We start from the raw sequence: 16,092 nt of genomic DNA, 5'->3' as shown, positions 1-16,092 counted from the left end.
CGCGCAGCCCGACAGGAGTGCGACCGCCGGTAGCAGAGCCAAACCGCGCATCACGCCCCCCCAGCCGCCAGCATCCAATCGAGCACGATCGCGTCATAGCCGTCGTCCATCACCTGAAACAATACGTAACGGCCGTTCACCGCGAGCGTCACCATATGCCCCGCCTCGCGCAGCCCGCGGTCAGTACAGCCGTGTCTCGCCGTCATTCTTCGCCACCAGCAGTTTCAAGACGTCTCTCCACGCGCAGGCAACGGGTATCGGCCACCCAGGCCTACGGCCTTACATCGCCCGGTATCGATCGTCCCATCCGGTCGTCGTTTACAAATCGTCAATCTTTGTTCTGACGCGGAATCGCAACAGAACTGTCACGCTGCGGCCGTAGCGCTTCGCCAGTCGGGTTGGTGTGGGGGAAGCGAAGATGAAGACGTGTCATATGCGGGCGCATGCTCGTGGCCTTGCCATGGGTGCCAGCGTCCTGGCGCTGTGCGCGCTCGCCGATCCGGCGCTCGCTTCAGCGCTCGACAAGCCGGTGACGGCTGCGAAGGATGTCGCCACGCCCCTCCCGGCGACCGCCAACACCGACCCGCAGACGCAGACGACCGGCATCGCCGAAGGGTCGGACATCGTCGTGACCGCGACCCGCGCGAACGAGATCGCGCCCGTCACCGCGTCGCTGAAGGAAGCGCAGCCGGCCTCGATCGTCAGCCGCTCCTTCATCGAGGATTCGCTGCCGGCGTCGGCCGACTTCAACCAGATCGCGCTGATCAGCCCGAGCGTGACCAACACCGGTGCCGCGAACGGCGTCGGCCTTTCGGAATCGAAGGCGCAGATTCGCGGGTTCCAGGACGGCGAATACAACGTCACCTATGACGGGGTGCCGTTCGGGGATACCAACGATCCGACGCACCATTCAAATACGTTCTTCCCATCGAACACGATCGAGACGCTGATCGTCGATCGCGGTCCCGGGAACGCCAGCCAGCTCGGCCAGGCGACGTTCGGCGGCAACATCAATCTCTTCAGTCGTGAAACCCGCGAGAACCCTGGGGTGGAACTGAAGGGCACCTACGGCACCTACAACACCTATATCCTGCGCGGCGTGGTGCAGACCGGCGCGATCGACAAGCTGGGCGGCACCGAAATGGTGTTCAGCGCGCAGCATATCGGATCGAACGGTGCGCGGACCTACAGCCCGTTCTATTCGACGAACGTGTTTGGCAAAATCGTTATCCCCTTGGGTCCGAACGCAAAGCTGACGCTGCTCGGCACGTATAACCAGAACAGCTTCAACCAGCCCGACAATGACGGCACCACGCTCGGCCAGGCGGCGCTGTACGGGAAATATTTCAGCCTGAACAACGATCCGAATACGCAGGATTATTACAAGTACAACTATACCCACAAGACGACCGATTTCGAGGTCATCAAGTTCGAGGCCGAACTGGCCCCGCATTCGACGTTCGAGAACCGCGCCTATACGTACAGCTATGACAACGAGACGCTGTCGGGCAACGACGTGACGATCTACGGCACGGCGTTCCCGCTCACCGACGCAAAGGGTAATATTATCGGCACGTCGTCGTCTGCCGATATCGCTGCTGCCGTCACCAAAGCAAATTCGGTCGTCTCCTCGCCGGGTGCGAAAGCGGTTTTTGGCGTGCCCGGCTATACGAAGACCAACAAATACCGGATGTTCGGCGATATCGCCAAGACGCGCCTCGATTTCGGCTTCGGCGCGCTGACCGCGGGCGCGTGGCTCGAATTCTCGAACACCTATCGCCAGCAGCGCGACGTCAACCTGATCGACCTGTCGCCCAACTATATTGAGAAGGCGATCAACCTCGCCGTCCTGCCCGCAGGCACGGTCCAGCCGCCGGCGAACGTCAAGTTCGACCAGAAGAGCCACACGAACCATACCGAGGAATTCGTCGAGCTGGAGCTGCGCCCGATCCCGGGGCTGACCATCACGCCCGGCTTCAAGCATGTCGATTTCGAACGCAAGATCGACGCGCTGTACAATCAGACGACGCGGTACGCGCAGCGTCAGGAAAACACCTACACGGCCAACCTGCCCTTCGCCCAGATCAACTATGCGATCACCAGCCAGCTTTCGGCGTACGGCGAATTCGCCAAGGGCTTCCTCGCGCCGCCGCTCAGCGTGCTGTACGTCGTCAATCCGACCCTCTCGACCGTCGCCCCCGAACGATCGACCAACTATCAGGGCGGCGTGGTCTTCCACGGCCAGAATCTCAGCATCGACGCCGATATCTACAAAATCGATTTCACCAACAAGTTCGCCTCGGTCACGACGCCCAATGCGTCCGACGGGGTCGTCTTCATCAACCAGGGCGCGGTGACGTACAAAGGTGGCGAGGGGCAGATCACCTACGCCTTCCCGCATGGCCTTGCGGTATTCGCCAACGGGTCGCGTAACTATGCGAAGACCGACAACCCGGGACAGCCGCAGCAGCAGGTCGCCAAGGCGCCCGAATGGACCGCGGCGGGCGGCGTGCTCTACAAGAGCGGTCCGATCCGCTTCTCGCTGATCGACAAATGGGTCGGCAAACAATATTTCGTGGCGCCTGCCGGTAATGTTTCCGCAACCACCTTCGACAGCTACAACAACCCCACCTACCAGTCGAAGGGCTACAACACAGCGATCCTTGCGACGAGCTACGAGTTCCGGCGACACATCCGGTTCGGGCTGGAAGTCTACAATCTGCTCGACTCGACCCGCGTGACCAGTATCAGCCAGGGCAAGGCAGCCACGGGGACGAGCGGGGTGAACAGCGTCTTCCCGTACGACCAGTATATTTTCCAGACCGGCCGGCAATTTACCGGCGATATCACGGTGGTGTTCTGATGCGCACGACGATCATGATCGCCGCGACCGGGCTGCTCGCCTTCGCCGCGACCGCCAAGGACACGGCAAAGGCGCCCAAGGAGGCGTCGATGCTGACGGTGGCCGATCTCGATCCCGCCGGTTTCCTGCCGCCGCCGCCCGCCGCCGGCAGCACCCAGGCGAAAGCCGAGCTTGCGGAACTCCATGCGATCGAGACCGACCGCAGCGCGGCCGATGTCGCCGCGGCGCGGAGCGACAGCGACACCAAGAATGCGAGCGTCTTTGCGGAAGCGATCGGTCCGGGCTTCGACCTCGCGAAGCTGCCGCAGACCGCCAGGCTGATGGGGATAGTGCGCGCCGCCGAAAAGGACGCGGCCGACCGCGGGAAGGACGAATTCAAGCGCCCCCGCCCCTGGATCATCGACCCCGGTCTGAAGACCTGCGAACGCAGCGATGCGCCGCTGTCGAGCTATCCGAGCGGCCACACGACGATGGCGTTCTCGATGGGTGCGACTCTCGCGCGGCTGATCCCCGCCAGGGCGCAGCCGATCATGGCGCGCGCCGCGAGGTACGGTCAGAGCCGGATCGTGTGCGAACAGCATTGGCGAAGCGACGTGACCGCTGGCGAGGCGCTTGGCATCATGGTCGCCGAACGGCTGATGGCGAAGCCCGCTTTCGCGGCGCAATTTGCGGCGGCGCAGACGGAACTGGCGGCGGCGGGGGTGCGATAAAGCGGCGTAACCGCATCTTAGGAGGAACCATTCCATAAGGCGACGACCCGCGCCGAAATATGGAATGTCGATGCCAAAGCCGCTGCCCCTGATCGCACCCAATCCGCCGCGACTGAGCGATCATGTCGCGGCGCTCAAGCGGATCGAGGCGTCCGGAATCTACAGCAATGGCGGGCCCGAGGTCCGCGGGTTCGAGGCGGCGGTCACGGCGCGGTTGTTCGGCGGTCGCGGCGCATGCCTGGCGGTCGCCAACGCGACGCTCGGGCTGATGATCGCGATCCGCGAAGCGACGGGGTTCGACGCCAGACCCGGGACGCTCGCGCTGATGCCCGCGCTGACCTTCGCGGCAACCGCACAGGCCGCGGCGTGGACCGGGCTGACGCCGCTGATCTGCGATATCGATCCGGACGACTGGAGCGCGGCCGCGGCGGAAGAGGAACGGCTGCTTCGTCATTACGGCGCGCAGATCGGCGTCGTCATCCCCTATGCGACGTTCGGCAACGCCATCGATATCGATCGATATCGGCGCTACGCCCGCGATTACGGCGTCGGGATCGTCGTGGACGCCGCGGCGTCGCTCGGCACGGTCGCCGACGACGGCACCGCGTTCGGCACCGGCGCGCCGTTCGCGGTCGTCCATTCGATGCACGCGACCAAGACCTTCGCGGTCGCCGAAGGCGGCCTGATCCACTGCGCCGACGCGGCACGGATCGCGCGGCTGCGCGCGATGACGAATTTCGGGTTCGAAAGCGGGCGCAGCGCGACACTGCCCGGCATCAATGCGAAACTGCCCGAGGTCATCGCGGTCCTGGCGCGCGCGAAGCTGGACGGACTGGACGCGACCGCCGCGCACCGCGCGCTGCTGGAGGCGGCGTACCGCGCGCAGCTCGGCGATCTGACCTTGCAACGAGTCGCCGGGCAACGCCGGGCGACGCAGTTCATGCCGGTGCTGTTGCCGGACGATATCGCCGACCGCCGTGATGCCATCGACGCCGCGTTGGCCGGCGCGGGCATCGGGTCGGGCCGCTATTTCAGCCCGCATCTCGGCCAGCAGCCCTGGTTCCGCCGCACCGCGCTGATCGAGCCGACACCGGTCGCGGACGATGTCGCGGGCCGCATGCTGTCGCTGCCGATCACCGATGCGATGTCGGTAAACGATGTCGCGCGAATCACGTCCACGCTTCATCGCGCGGTCCGGGCCGTACGGACGCGCCGCCCGGCGAGCGTCGCTGCACCGAGGATCGCCGAACTCATCGTCGTCGGCGGCGGCCCGGCGGGCACCGCATTGCTGACCGCGGCGGCGAAGAACGGCCGGCTGGCCGATCTCGCTCGCGCCGGTCTGATGGTGATCGACCGCGACGATGCGATCGGCGGCGGTCGGCTTGGTCAGTTCGCGATCACCTCCGATTCCACCGCGCAGACCTTCCTGACCGCGGTCGAGGGCAATCCGCATCCCGACATCGCCGCACTCGCCGACCATCCCGCGGCGCGCGCGGTCGCGGCGCATTGCGGGGTACCGGCTGGCGCGCCGGGCGGGGCGATCGGCGTGCCGCTGGTCGAGATCGGGCCGTTCCTTCGCGCCACCGGCGCGGCGCTGACCGGGATCGTCCGTGATGCCGGCGGCAGCGTGCTGACGGGTCATGTGGCCTTGCGCGCCGAACGCCGCGGGGACGGACTATGGAATGTCCGGCTGAAACGGGCGGCCGACGGGCTTGAGATCGACCAATTGGCGCGCAACGTCGTCATCGCCACCGGTGGTCACCAGCCGATCGACCGGCTGGCGGCGCAGCAGGTCGGCTGCGCGCGCCTGATCGACCTGGCGGATGGCCGGTTGTTGCAGTCCGACGAGGTCCTGTCGGTCGGCGGGTTCGCGCGTGTCGCCGATCTCGTCTCGACGTGCCGCGCGCCGCGCATCGCCGTCATCGGCGGATCGACGAGCGCATTGACGACGATCGCGCTGCTGTTGAAGGGCAACCCTCCACTGCCGCTTGGTGCGGACGCGGTCACGTTGCTGCATCGCCGCCCCCTGCGACCCTTCTACCCTTCCGTCGAGGCGGCGCTGGCGGAAGGGTTCACCGATTTCGGACCGGACGACGTCTGCCCCGTCTCGGGTTTCGTCTACCGGCTGGGCGGTTTCCGGCTGGAGGCGCGCGACTTGGTCCTGCGGATGCTCGGCGTCGATGGCCGCACGCCCGATCCGCGAGTCACGCGTCACCGGATCACGGGCGACGAGGATGCGGCGGGACGCGCGGTGATCCGCGATGCCGATCTGGTCATCGCCGCGCTCGGTTATCGCCCCCACGCGCTGCCGGTGCATAGCGAGGACGGCACGCCGATCGCGCTCGCCGCCACGGCGGGCGGTGCGATGGTCGATCCGCATTGCCGCGTACGCGCCGCCGACGGCACGGCGATCCCGGGGTTGTACGGCATCGGTCTGGCCGCCGGGTTCGTCCCCTGGGGCAGCCTGGGCGGCGAGGCGAGCTTCAGCGGTCAGGCCAACGGGCTGTGGCTGTGGCAGAACGATGTCGGATCGATGATCATCGACCAGATCCTCGGGCACGAGGCGCGGGCCGCCGCATGACCGCGCTCGCCGCCCGTCCCGCCGATCCCGCGGTCAGCATCGTCATGGCGGCGTATAACGGCGCGGCGTTGCTGCCGCCGACGCTGGCGAGCGTGTCGGCGCAGACCCTGGGCGATTTCGAATTGCTGGTCGTCGACGATCGGTCGACTGACGATACCCGCGATATTGTCGCCGCCTGGCCCGATGCGCGCGTCCGCCTGATCGCGCTCTCCGAAAACGGCGGACCGGTAAACGCGCGCAACCGTGCGGTCGCCGAAGCGCGCGGCCGGTTTATCGCGGGGCTGGACCAGGACGATCTCTGTCGGCCCGACCGGCTGGCGCGACAGGTCGCCTATCTGGACGCGCACCCGCAGATCGTGCTGGTCGGGGCCAATGCCGACAATCTGTACGGCGATACGCTGCGTCCGCCCACCTATGCGCCGATCACCACGCCGGCGCTCGTAACATGGTTGTCGTGGATCGAAAATCCGCTCGTCTGGTCGTCGGTGATGATGCGCGGCGACGCCGCGCGCGCGCTGTCCCCCTTTACCCGGCCCGATCTGTCCTGTGCCGAGGACTTCAACCTGTATCACCGCATCCAGCAGGCCGGCGGCCTCGCGCGGATCGACGATGTGCTGCTCGCGTATCGCCAGCATCCCGGCGGGATGTCGAAACGCTATGCGACGCTGATGCACGCCAGCGCCACCCGCGCGCTGGCGGAGTTTCACGGCCCGATCCTGGGCGACCATGCGGACACGATCGCGGCGCTGCTGGTCCGGCACAATATGGGCAAGCAGCCCGTCCCCGATCGCGAGACCTTGTGGATGCTTGGCAACGGAATCGCAACGCTGCAGACGGCGTTCCTGGCGTCGCACCCCTGCTACGCGACGGATCTGCGGCTGATCCGGTGGGAGACCGCGCTCCGCTGGGGCGGCATCGGGCGCGCCGCCCTGCGGACGGGGAGCGTCGGCCTGCACGAGGTACTGGCGGTCCGGCCCGACCATCTGGGTCTGGGCTATGCGGGCATCGATGCGCTGATGTGGTCGGCGATGGTCGGCGGCGGTCGTCGCGGTCAGGCTTTCGTGGAAAAGATCATCCGCCCGGCCCCGAGCCGCGCGAACACCTGATCCAGATCGCCCTCGCCGACCGCGAAACAGCCCTGGCTTCGACCGAGCATCCCGTGGGTACGGAGCATGTCGGGGTTCGAATACCAGGCCGAATGCACGACGATGGCACGCGACAGCGCGTTGCTGTTGGTCGGATCGAGCCCGATCAGCCGCTGCGACCGGCCATGTTTGCCGACATAATAATCCGCGGTCAGGAAGCTGCCCTCCGACGACGCGTTCGAACCCGGATCGTTCGAGAACCGCTTCAGGAAACCGGTATGCGTCGGATCCGATCCGCTGCCATGTGCGACCAGGAACGAGGTGCTGTGCCCGCTTTGCAGATCGACGAGATGGAACCGGGCCTGCGCCGACGACGCGGCGAAATCGGCGATCGCGATCCGGTCGCGGTGCTGGACAGCATTGCCGTGCCGATCGAGCGCGGCGAGCGCATGGCGGAACACATCCGGACGGACGACCCGCGGCGATGTGGTCACCACCGGTTGCATCACCCCCGCATTGGGAATCGGCGGTTGCGACAAGGGGCGGAGATCACGTGCTGTGATCCGGTGAGCAGCCGCGAGCGGCCCCGACATCACCAAAGCGCCCGTCAACGACAGACCGCCCCGCAGCAAGGCGCGCCGCGACCGTACCGAATCATGATCGATCATCGAAATTCCCGAAAGCCCGATTGATCCCCCACATCGCGTATAGCGCAGCAGGGCTGAATTTCTGCCACGTTATCCGTCGCTTGCGACCCCGTTCCCGGCTTTCGCCGCGTTCGGCGAACGCTTCGTCGCGGATGGCACGCAATCGACGGTCGCGCGTTTGGCGGGAAACGAATCGATCCATCGGAAGGGAAGGTCAATGCGGCACTTTTCAATCGCGCTCGGGATCGCTTCGATGGCGTTCGCGGCCGGGCCAATTCAGGCATCGGCCGCGACCGGCAGCGCGGACGCGGTCGAGGCCGCCGCCGCGGCATTGTCCGCCAATCAGTTCGTGTGGAACGACACCGGCAGCGGCGAACCCGTCAGCATCGTCGTCAGCCTGGGCACGCAACAGGCCTTCGTCTATCGCGGCCAGCGATTGGTCGCCGCCTCGACGATCTCGTCGGGCCGGGACGGGAAGGATACACCGACGGGCAGCTACACGATCCTGGAGAAGGACGTGGATCACCGGTCCAACCTGTACAATGCGGCGCGCATGCCGTTCATGCAGCGGCTGACCTGGGACGGGGTGGCGATCCATGCGGGCAACAATCCCGGCTTCCCCGCGTCGCATGGCTGCATCCGCGTGCCGATGGCGTTTGCCAGGAAATTGTTCGCGATCACCGATGTCGGAACGATCGTGGTCGTCACGAACGACGCGATCGACAGCCGCAACCCGCCCCTGCCGGTATTCGCATCCTCGACGGACACCGAGACGCAAGAAGCCAATGCCGCGAGTCTGAGCGGCGCACATTGACCAGATCACGAAAAACCCGGCGGATCGACCGCCGGGGTTTTGTCTGCGCCGGATCGAAGCGAGCGGAGGCTATCGTCCCGTCAGGCGCGCCGGCCGGTGATGAGCTGGAACAGGACCACGATGACCGCGACGACGATCAGGATGTGGATCAGGCCACCCGCGATATGCAGCGAGAAACCAAGTGCCCACAGCACCAGCAGAATGATTGCGATCGTCCAAAGCATCGAGTGACCTTCCCTTTTGACCCCGAGCCTTGCGGCAAACCCGCCCGGCTTCGCACGAACAACAAGACGCGAAGCAAAGCGTTCCCGCAAGGTCTCCGCACCGCAGGTTAATATCTTTCCGCTACGGGTCAACCCAGCCGGCATGGCTTGATCGCGGCGGGTTCTGGGCGCGGTCCGGTGGCGCGGAATTCTGCCAGATACCCACCGGCGGACGGCATGTCCTGCACCGCGACCTCCTGATATCCGACCGCAGCGAATTCGCATTTCAGGAGCGCGGGGGGCGTGCCGTGATCCTGCGTCGGGCGATCCGCATCGACCACCACGATCAACCCGTCGGGCTTGAGCGAAGGCCGCATCCGCCACAGGAATTCATAGGGCCGTTCGATCTCGTGATACATATGAACCATCACGACCCGGTCGAAACTGGCGGGTGGCAGCCGCGGGTCCGCGGGCGACCCCAGCCGGACGCTGACATTGTCCAGCCGCTCGCGCGCGACCCGGTCCGCCAGCGCGTCGCGGACGTTCGCGAAGATGTCCTCCGCCAGTACGCGCCCGTCCTTGCCGACGCGCGCGGCGAGGCGGATGGTGTAGTACCCCTCGCCCGCGCCGATGTCCGCGACGGTCATGCCGGGTTTGATCCCGCTCTTGGCCATCACGTCGCCCGCCTCGTTGACCCGGTCGCGGTCCTCCTCGGTCGACCAGCGCGCGGAGACGATGTGCGCGACCGGGCGATCGGCGGCGGGGAACGGACCTGGCAGCTTGGGATCGTGCCTGATGAGCGCGGACGATCCGTCGCAGGCGGCGAGGAGGAAAAACGCCCCGAATACCGTTCGTTTCGAGCGCAGTCGAGAAACCGGCCCCGAGCAACGTCCAACGTTTCTCGACTGCGCTCGAAACGAACGGAAAGGCATCAATCCACGTCCTCCACCTCGGCGACTTCGCCGGTCACGCGTTGCGACAGCGCCGCCGCCATGAACGCGTCGAGATCGCCGTCGAGCACGTCGGAGGGACTGGTCGAAGTGACGCCGGTGCGCAGGTCCTTCACCATCTGGTACGGCTGCAGCACGTACGAACGAATCTGATGCCCCCAGCCGATATCGGTCTTGCCCGCATTCTCGGCATTCGCCGCCGCCTCGCGGATCGCAAGTTCGCGCTCGTACAGCCGCGCGCGGAGCTGGTTATACGCCTCCGCCTTGTTCTTGTGCTGCGATCGCTGGTTCTGGCACTGCACGACGATACCCGTCGGCACGTGTGTGATCCGCACCGCGCTGTCCGTGGTGTTGATGTGCTGACCGCCCGCTCCGCTCGCGCGGTAGGTGTCGATGCGCAGGTCGCTCTCGTTATACTCGACCTCGATATTGTCGTCGACGACGGGATAGACCCACACGCTGGCGAACGACGTATGCCGCCGCGCCGCGCTGTCGTACGGGCTGATCCGGACCAGGCGGTGGACGCCGCTTTCGGTCTTGGCATAGCCGTACGCGTTCTCACCCTTCAGCAGCAAGGTCGCGGATTTGATCCCAGCCTGCTCGCCCGAATGCTGGTCGATCAGCTCGACCTTAAGCCCGTGGCGCTCCCCCCAGCGCGAATACATCCGGCTGAGCATACCGGCCCAATCCTGGCTCTCGGTCCCGCCGGCACCGGCGTTCACCTCGACATAGGTGTCGTTGCCGTCCGCCTCGCCCGCCAGCAATGCCTTGACCTTGTCGCGGTCCGCGCGTGCGGCGAGATCGGCGAGCGCCTGGACGCCGTCCGCCTCCATCGCGGTATCGCCCTCGGCCTCTGCCATCTCGATCAATTCGACATTGTCGCCGAGTTCGCTCTCGATGGCGCGCGTCGCCGCGATCGCCTCGTCCAGCCGGCGCCGTTCGCGCATCACCGCCTGAGCGGCCTTGGGATCGGACCACAAGGCCTGATCCTCGACCCGCGCGTTCAGCTCGTCGAGCCGGCGAAGCGCACGATCCCAGTCGAGGAAGCGGCGCAGCAGCGCCAGCGCCTCGTTGATCGTCTCGACATGGGCCTGCGCTTCGGCGCGCATAATCTGAAACCTTCTGCTACGTCACCCCGGCCTTTGCGCCGGGGCCTCGCTTCTTCACCGCGGGAACAGCGGGACCGGCTCGAGGCCGGGTGACGGATATAGGGTGACTTCCTAGTAAATGCCGCCCTGCTTTTGCAAGAAATCGCTGTCGCGCGGTGTATCGGCGCGCGCGGCGGCGGGGCCGCCCGTCGTCGCCGAAGCCGGCCCGGCACGACGCGCGGCGCGCCGCGGTTCGCTTTCGGGCTTGAACGCTTCCCAGATCACCGCCGGCCTGGGATCGCTCATGTCGGGCCAGGTGCCGAACACCGGCTTGCCGCTGGCGCGGTCGATCCGGACCATGCGGATGCCGGCGGGCGCGCGGAACGGCAGCTTCTCCATGCCGTCATAAGCCTTGGCGGCCCATTGCTTGAAGATCGGCGCGGCGATGGTCCCGCCCTGCGCCGAACCGCCGAGCGGCTTCGGACTGTCATAGCCGATATAGAGCCCGCCGATGAACTGCGGCGTGCCGCCGATGAACCAGACGTCTGTGGGGCCGTTGTTGGTTCCCGTCTTGCCGAACATCGGCCGGCCCAGCTCGTGCAGCGTCACCGCGGTGCCGCGCTGGATCACGCCTTCGGTGATGTGAACCATCTGGAACGCGGTCATCGGATCGATGACCTGTTTGAGGCGTGACGGCGGCCGGGGCATCGCCTTGCCGTTCCAGTCGGGTGCGGTGCACCCGTCGCAGCCACGCCAATTCTCGGGCAGGATCACCTTGCCGTGACGGTCCTGGACGAAATCGATCAGCGTCGGCGCATTGCCGCGGCCCTGATTGGCCAGCATCGCGAACGCGTTGACCATGCGCCCGACGGTCGTCTCGCCCGCGCCAAGCGCATAGGACAGATACGGCGGGAAACTGCCGACGCCCATCGCCTTGATCCGGTCGACGACCTTGGGCATGCCGATCGCCGCGGCGGCGTGGACGGTCATCAGGTTGCGCGACTGTTCGATGCCCCAACGCATCGTGTGCGGTCCCGAACTGCCCTCGTTCCCGAAATTCTTGAAGCATTTCTGGCCGAGCCGTGCGCCCTGATAGACGCAGAACGGCGCGTCCATCAGGATCGTCGCGGGCGACATTCCATTGTCGAGCGCGGCGGAATAGACGATCGGCTTGATCGCCGACCCCGTCTGGCGTTCGGCCTGCTCGGCGCGATTGAACGCCTGGATCCGTGCGTCGAAGCCGCCCTGCATCGCCAGCACCCGCCCGGTCGACTGTTCCTCTGCGACGAACCCGCCGGACACTTTCGGTATCGCGCGGAGCGCGAAGCGCGTGGCACTGCCGCCTTCCGGCGCGACGGCGATGATGTCGCCACGCTTCATTGCGGCATAGGCGGTGCCACCCTTGCCGCGGACGGGCATCGACGCTGCGCCGGCATCCATCGTGCCGGTCTGCCCGTCGGCGAAACCGACCTTCGCCGCGCCGCGCTCGCGCGCGACCACGATCCCGGCGCGCCAGTCCTGGTAATCGAGCCCGATATTGGTGTTCAGCAACGCCTGCAGCCAGTCGTCGCCTTCGATATCGACATGCCGGATCGGCCCGTTCCACCCGCGCCCGCGATCGTAGCGGATCAGGCCGTCGCGCAGCGATTGCGCCGCCAGGTCCTGCAACCGGGTATCGAGCGACGTGCGGACCCACAGCCCGCCCGAATACACGCTGAACGGGCCGTCGTTCGCGGTCTCGCCGAATGTGTCGATCAACTGGCGTCGGACCTCTTCGATGAAATAGCCGCTGACCGCCTCGAACTTGGGCGTCTGGCGTAACACCGCGCGGATCGGTTCGGCATCGGCCCCGGCATATTGCGCCTGGTTGATGAAACCGTTCTTCAGCATTTCCGCCAGCACATAATGCCGCCGCTCCAGCGCGCGGTCGGCATGGCGGAACGGATCGTAATTCGCCGGGCCCTTCGGCAGGATCGCCAGATAGGCATATTGCGCAAGGTCGAGTTCGGGCAGTTCCTTGTCGAAATAGGCGTGGGACGCCGCCTCGACCCCGAACGCGTTGCGGCCGAGCGCGATCTGATTGAGATACAGTTCGAGGATCTGCTGCTTGGTCAGCGCATTCTCGATCTTGTAGGCAAGGATCGCCTCCTTCAGCTTGCGCGAATAGCTCGCCTCGTTGCCGACCAGCAGGTTCTTCGCGACCTGCTGCGTGATCGTCGAGGTGCCGCGCGGCGTGGCACCGTGCGCGATCCCCTGATAGGCGGCCCGCGCGACCCCGCCGTAATCGACGCCGTGATGTTCGAAGAAATTCTTGTCCTCCGCGGACAGGAACGCATCGACCATCAGCGGTGGATATTCGGCATAGGACAATTCGACGCGGCGTTCGCGCGCATAGCTGTGGATCGGCGCGCCGTCATTGCCGCGGACATTGGTCGGCAGCGGCGGTTCGTATGCGCGCAGACCATCGACCGAGGGCAATTGGCGGATGACGATCAGCCACAGCAACGCATAGGCAAGTGCGACGAGCAAAGCCGCGACGACCAATAGCTTCACCCACCAGCGCGACCAGGCACCGCGGGTGCGGGACTTCAGAGAAAGGAGAGCATCGGACGCCATGGACTGGCCTGCGCGTCTAGCATGTTCCGGCGAGGGGGAAAGGGGGCCACATCCGTTCGATTAGGACTTCGCTCGAAACGACGGAAGAAATCAACGAGACGCCATCCGCCGCGCGAAATGCACCTCCACCGCGTTCGACACGCTCTGCGCGATCCGGTGGCGACCGTCGTTGCTGTCGAGGAATGCGGCATCGCCGGGGTTCGAGATATAGCCCGTCTCGAACAGGATCGACGGCATGTCGGGGGCCTTCAGGACCATCAGCGACGCCATGCGGTGGAAATTGGCTTTCAACGGCATCAGCGGCTTCGCCTCGCGACCAAGCAGCCGGGCGAAATCGGCGGAGGAATTCATCGTCTCGCGCTGCGTCAGGTCGATCAGGATCGACGATACGTCCGCGGGCGCATCGCCGAGATTCACGCCGGAGATGATGTCCGCCTTGTTCTCGCGCGCCGCCAGCCGTGCGGCCTCCTTGTCGGATGCGACCTCGGACAAGGTATAGGCCGACGCGCCGGTCGCCATGTCCGCGCCCGGCCCCTGCCCGACGCTGTCGCAGTGGATCGAGATGAACAGGTCCGCATGCAGCCGCCGCGCGATACCGAAGCGTTCGCGCAGGACCAGATAGCGATCGTCGTCGCGGGTCAGCGCCACGCGCACCCGGCCGCTCGCCACCAGTTCGTCGCGAATCGCCTTGGCGACTCGCAGGGTCACGTCTTTTTCGCGGATACCCGACGGGCCGATCGCGCCGGGATCGACCCCGCCATGCCCCGGATCGATGACGACCAGCGGCCGCGAATCGTCGCCGGCCACGCGCGGCAGCGGCAGCGCCTTGGCTGGCGGCGGTACGGGAATCGACAATTTGTAGCGCGACGAAGCGCGGTTGCCCCAGTTGAAAGGGAAGAAATCGAGCGGACCGGCGATGCTCGCCGCGACGAAGCGCGCTTCGTCGACGGGCTGCAGCGCCAGCGTCAGTTCGCGCCCGTCGCCGTCGAAGCCGCCGTCCGACACCATCGCCGGTTCGGCGAGGTCGAGGGTGATGCGCGTGCCGTCGCCGTGCCGCGTCTCGCGCACCGCGGTTATCAGGCCCGACGGGCGGACCGCGCCCCCCGGGGTCACACCGGCGACATCGATCGCGATGCGCTGCGGTCCGTCCAGGACGATGCTGGAGGCGTTCGCGACGCGGTCGTCGAAATGCACCACCACGCGCCCCGTCTCGATCGCTATCCGATCGATCGTCGCGGCAAAGGCCGGCATGCCGAACAGGCCCCCAAACACCAAGACAAGGATCGACAACACCCGCCGGCCATGCCGCGGCGCACCTCGTCCGGTCCAGCGAAAAGCCATGTGAACCCCTTTGATCGTCGACTGTTGTCGAGCGGTCGGTCTAGGGATCGGCATAGCAATACACGGTTGCCGGGCGCGGTTAACGCAGCATTCGGCAATAATCTGCCGGCAAGGCGGCAAGGGCGCGCCGGTTGCGGAGCCGCAGTCGCGATGCTACGCATGCGCTGCACCGGTGCATTCGTTCGACAAATTTGGTTCGACAGGATAGCGCCGGCCATCGGCATCCCGTTCGGGACCTGCCAAACAGGTTGACGCTCGCATGACGCATTCCCCTCGTTCGCCCGACCGACCGGCCCTTGCCGGCGGTTCGCATGGCGTGCGGGTGCCGCAGGACGGGTTCGTCCCGGCTGGTCTTCGAGCAGAGGCATATTCGCTAACCACCGGTGGACCCGGCGCCACGCGCCGCCCCGCCTTTTATCATCGCGCGCGACGGCAGCTATCAGGCCCGGCGAGCGCGTGGAGACCATATAATGACCACGCGTATGCTGATCGACGCACGCCACCGGGAGGAAACCCGGGTGGCGGTCGTCAACGGGAATCGGATCGAGGAATTTGATTTCGAAAGTGCCGAGCGCAAGCAGCTCAAGGGCAATATCTATCTAGCCAAGGTCACCCGGGTCGAACCTTCGCTGCAGGCGGCGTTCGTCGATTATGGTGGCAACCGCCACGGCTTCCTGGCGTTTTCGGAAATCCATCCGGATTATTACCAGATCCCCAAGGAGGACCGCGACGCGCTGCTGCGCGAAGAGGCCGAACATGCCGCCGAAGAGGCCGCGCTTCGCGCCGAACATGATGCGGACGACGACGATGCCGACGAGTCCGAAGACGACGATGAGCATTTCGAGGGTGACGGCGGCCGCGATCCGGACGTCGCGGACGAAGCCGATGACGAGGGCGATCGTCCGAAGTCGCGGTCCAGCGGCCAGGACGATCAGGTCGAGGCGCTTCGCCAGCGCCGGATGAATCTGCGCCGTCGCTACAAGATTCAGGACGTCATTCGCCGCCGCCAGGTCCTGCTGGTGCAGGTGGTCAAGGAAGAACGCGGCAACAAGGGTGCGGCGCTGACGTCGTATCTGTCGCTCGCCGGCCGCTACTGCGTGCTGATGCCCAACACGTCGCATGGCGGCGGGATCAGCCGCAAGATCAGCAACGCGGGCGACCGCAAGCGGCTGAAGACGATCATGGCCGAGCTGG

The 16,092-nt window shown here is 66.1% G+C and carries 13 protein-coding genes; 6 read left to right on the top strand and 7 right to left on the bottom strand.

The features are described 5' to 3' along the window. Positions 1-50: 50 nt before the first annotated feature. The gene (locus ACFE7D_RS10950) at positions 51-206 is read right to left on the bottom strand and encodes a hypothetical protein (RefSeq protein WP_375395452.1); all 156 of its coding nucleotides are present in this window, start codon (positions 204-206) and stop codon (positions 51-53) included. Positions 207-460: 254 nt separating this feature from the next. Between ACFE7D_RS10950 and ACFE7D_RS10945 the strand changes: the two genes are divergently transcribed. The 4 genes from ACFE7D_RS10945 (at position 461) to ACFE7D_RS10930 (ending at position 7,260) form a co-directional block, all read left to right on the top strand. After that, positions 461-2,863 (top strand): TonB-dependent receptor, encoded by a 2,403-nt coding sequence (locus ACFE7D_RS10945; RefSeq protein WP_375395451.1) that lies wholly within the window; start codon positions 461-463, stop codon positions 2,861-2,863. Further along, the gene (locus tag ACFE7D_RS10940) at positions 2,863-3,573 is read left to right on the top strand and encodes a phosphatase PAP2 family protein (RefSeq protein ID WP_375395450.1); all 711 of its coding nucleotides are present in this window, start codon (positions 2,863-2,865) and stop codon (positions 3,571-3,573) included. The genes ACFE7D_RS10945 and ACFE7D_RS10940 overlap by 1 nt, the downstream gene beginning before the upstream one ends. A gap of 70 nt (positions 3,574-3,643) precedes the next feature. Further along, entirely contained in the window at positions 3,644-6,154 is a 2,511-nt protein-coding gene (locus ACFE7D_RS10935; RefSeq protein WP_375395449.1) for a DegT/DnrJ/EryC1/StrS family aminotransferase, read from the top strand. After that, the gene (locus tag ACFE7D_RS10930) at positions 6,151-7,260 is read left to right on the top strand and encodes a glycosyltransferase family 2 protein (protein WP_375395448.1); all 1,110 of its coding nucleotides are present in this window, start codon (positions 6,151-6,153) and stop codon (positions 7,258-7,260) included. The genes ACFE7D_RS10935 and ACFE7D_RS10930 overlap by 4 nt, the downstream gene beginning before the upstream one ends. Here ACFE7D_RS10930 and ACFE7D_RS10925 read toward each other — a convergent pair. Next, positions 7,206-7,907, bottom strand: a complete 702-nt coding sequence (locus ACFE7D_RS10925; RefSeq protein ID WP_375395447.1) for a murein L,D-transpeptidase catalytic domain-containing protein — start codon at positions 7,905-7,907, stop codon at positions 7,206-7,208. The genes ACFE7D_RS10930 and ACFE7D_RS10925 overlap by 55 nt on opposite strands. A 196-nt stretch (positions 7,908-8,103) precedes the next feature. Between ACFE7D_RS10925 and ACFE7D_RS10920 the strand changes: the two genes are divergently transcribed. After that, positions 8,104-8,700 (top strand): L,D-transpeptidase family protein, encoded by a 597-nt coding sequence (locus ACFE7D_RS10920; protein WP_375395446.1) that lies wholly within the window; start codon positions 8,104-8,106, stop codon positions 8,698-8,700. Between the two features lie 80 nt (positions 8,701-8,780). Here ACFE7D_RS10920 and ACFE7D_RS10915 read toward each other — a convergent pair whose 3' ends face one another. The 5 genes from ACFE7D_RS10915 to ACFE7D_RS10895 all read right to left on the bottom strand — a co-directional run bounded on the left by ACFE7D_RS10915 (position 8,781) and on the right by ACFE7D_RS10895 (position 14,898). Next, positions 8,781-8,924: a lmo0937 family membrane protein gene (locus ACFE7D_RS10915; protein ID WP_174285208.1), complete on the bottom strand. Its 144-nt coding sequence runs from the start codon at positions 8,922-8,924 to the stop codon at positions 8,781-8,783. A 128-nt stretch (positions 8,925-9,052) separates the two neighbouring features. After that, positions 9,053-9,835, bottom strand: coding sequence for a class I SAM-dependent methyltransferase (locus ACFE7D_RS10910; RefSeq protein WP_375395445.1), 783 nt, complete (start codon positions 9,833-9,835; stop codon positions 9,053-9,055). Beyond that, entirely contained in the window at positions 9,835-10,962 is a 1,128-nt protein-coding gene (prfB, locus tag ACFE7D_RS10905; protein WP_375395444.1) for a peptide chain release factor 2, read from the bottom strand. Before prfB ends, ACFE7D_RS10910 begins: the two co-directional genes overlap by 1 nt. Before the next feature lie 111 nt (positions 10,963-11,073). Then, positions 11,074-13,557 carry a penicillin-binding protein 1A gene (locus ACFE7D_RS10900; RefSeq protein WP_375395443.1) on the bottom strand — a complete coding sequence of 828 codons (2,484 nt, stop codon included), beginning with the start codon at positions 13,555-13,557 and terminating at the stop codon, positions 11,074-11,076. A 90-nt stretch (positions 13,558-13,647) separates the two neighbouring features. Beyond that, positions 13,648-14,898: an N-acetylmuramoyl-L-alanine amidase gene (locus ACFE7D_RS10895; protein WP_375395442.1), complete on the bottom strand. Its 1,251-nt coding sequence runs from the start codon at positions 14,896-14,898 to the stop codon at positions 13,648-13,650. A gap of 470 nt (positions 14,899-15,368) precedes the next feature. Between ACFE7D_RS10895 and ACFE7D_RS10890 the strand changes: the two genes are divergently transcribed. Beyond that, on the top strand, positions 15,369-16,092 hold a 724-nt coding region (locus ACFE7D_RS10890), incomplete at its 3' end, for a ribonuclease E/G (RefSeq protein ID WP_375395441.1).

The sequence above is a fragment of the uncultured Sphingomonas sp. genome (genome assembly GCF_964244235.1).
Lineage (GTDB): Bacteria > Pseudomonadota > Alphaproteobacteria > Sphingomonadales > Sphingomonadaceae > Sphingomonas.
Note: the sequence above shows the minus strand (reverse complement) of the source record. Positions and strands in the feature narration are given on the sequence as shown.

What these genes read in the sequence shown, in the direction of transcription:
- ACFE7D_RS10950 (WP_375395452.1), bottom strand. Translation starts at nt 206, where the DNA reads ATGACGGCGAGACACGGCTGTACTGACCGCGGGCTGCGCGAGGCGGGG.
- ACFE7D_RS10945 (WP_375395451.1), top strand. Translation starts at nt 461, where the DNA reads ATGGGTGCCAGCGTCCTGGCGCTGTGCGCGCTCGCCGATCCGGCGCTC.
- ACFE7D_RS10940 (WP_375395450.1), top strand. Translation starts at nt 2,863, where the DNA reads ATGCGCACGACGATCATGATCGCCGCGACCGGGCTGCTCGCCTTCGCC.
- ACFE7D_RS10935 (WP_375395449.1), top strand. Translation starts at nt 3,644, where the DNA reads ATGCCAAAGCCGCTGCCCCTGATCGCACCCAATCCGCCGCGACTGAGC.
- ACFE7D_RS10930 (WP_375395448.1), top strand. Translation starts at nt 6,151, where the DNA reads ATGACCGCGCTCGCCGCCCGTCCCGCCGATCCCGCGGTCAGCATCGTC.
- ACFE7D_RS10925 (WP_375395447.1), bottom strand. Translation starts at nt 7,907, where the DNA reads ATGATCGATCATGATTCGGTACGGTCGCGGCGCGCCTTGCTGCGGGGC.
- ACFE7D_RS10920 (WP_375395446.1), top strand. Translation starts at nt 8,104, where the DNA reads ATGCGGCACTTTTCAATCGCGCTCGGGATCGCTTCGATGGCGTTCGCG.
- ACFE7D_RS10915 (WP_174285208.1), bottom strand. Translation starts at nt 8,924, where the DNA reads ATGCTTTGGACGATCGCAATCATTCTGCTGGTGCTGTGGGCACTTGGT.
- ACFE7D_RS10910 (WP_375395445.1), bottom strand. Translation starts at nt 9,835, where the DNA reads ATGCCTTTCCGTTCGTTTCGAGCGCAGTCGAGAAACGTTGGACGTTGC.
- prfB (WP_375395444.1), bottom strand. Translation starts at nt 10,962, where the DNA reads ATGCGCGCCGAAGCGCAGGCCCATGTCGAGACGATCAACGAGGCGCTG.
- ACFE7D_RS10900 (WP_375395443.1), bottom strand. Translation starts at nt 13,557, where the DNA reads ATGGCGTCCGATGCTCTCCTTTCTCTGAAGTCCCGCACCCGCGGTGCC.
- ACFE7D_RS10895 (WP_375395442.1), bottom strand. Translation starts at nt 14,898, where the DNA reads ATGGCTTTTCGCTGGACCGGACGAGGTGCGCCGCGGCATGGCCGGCGG.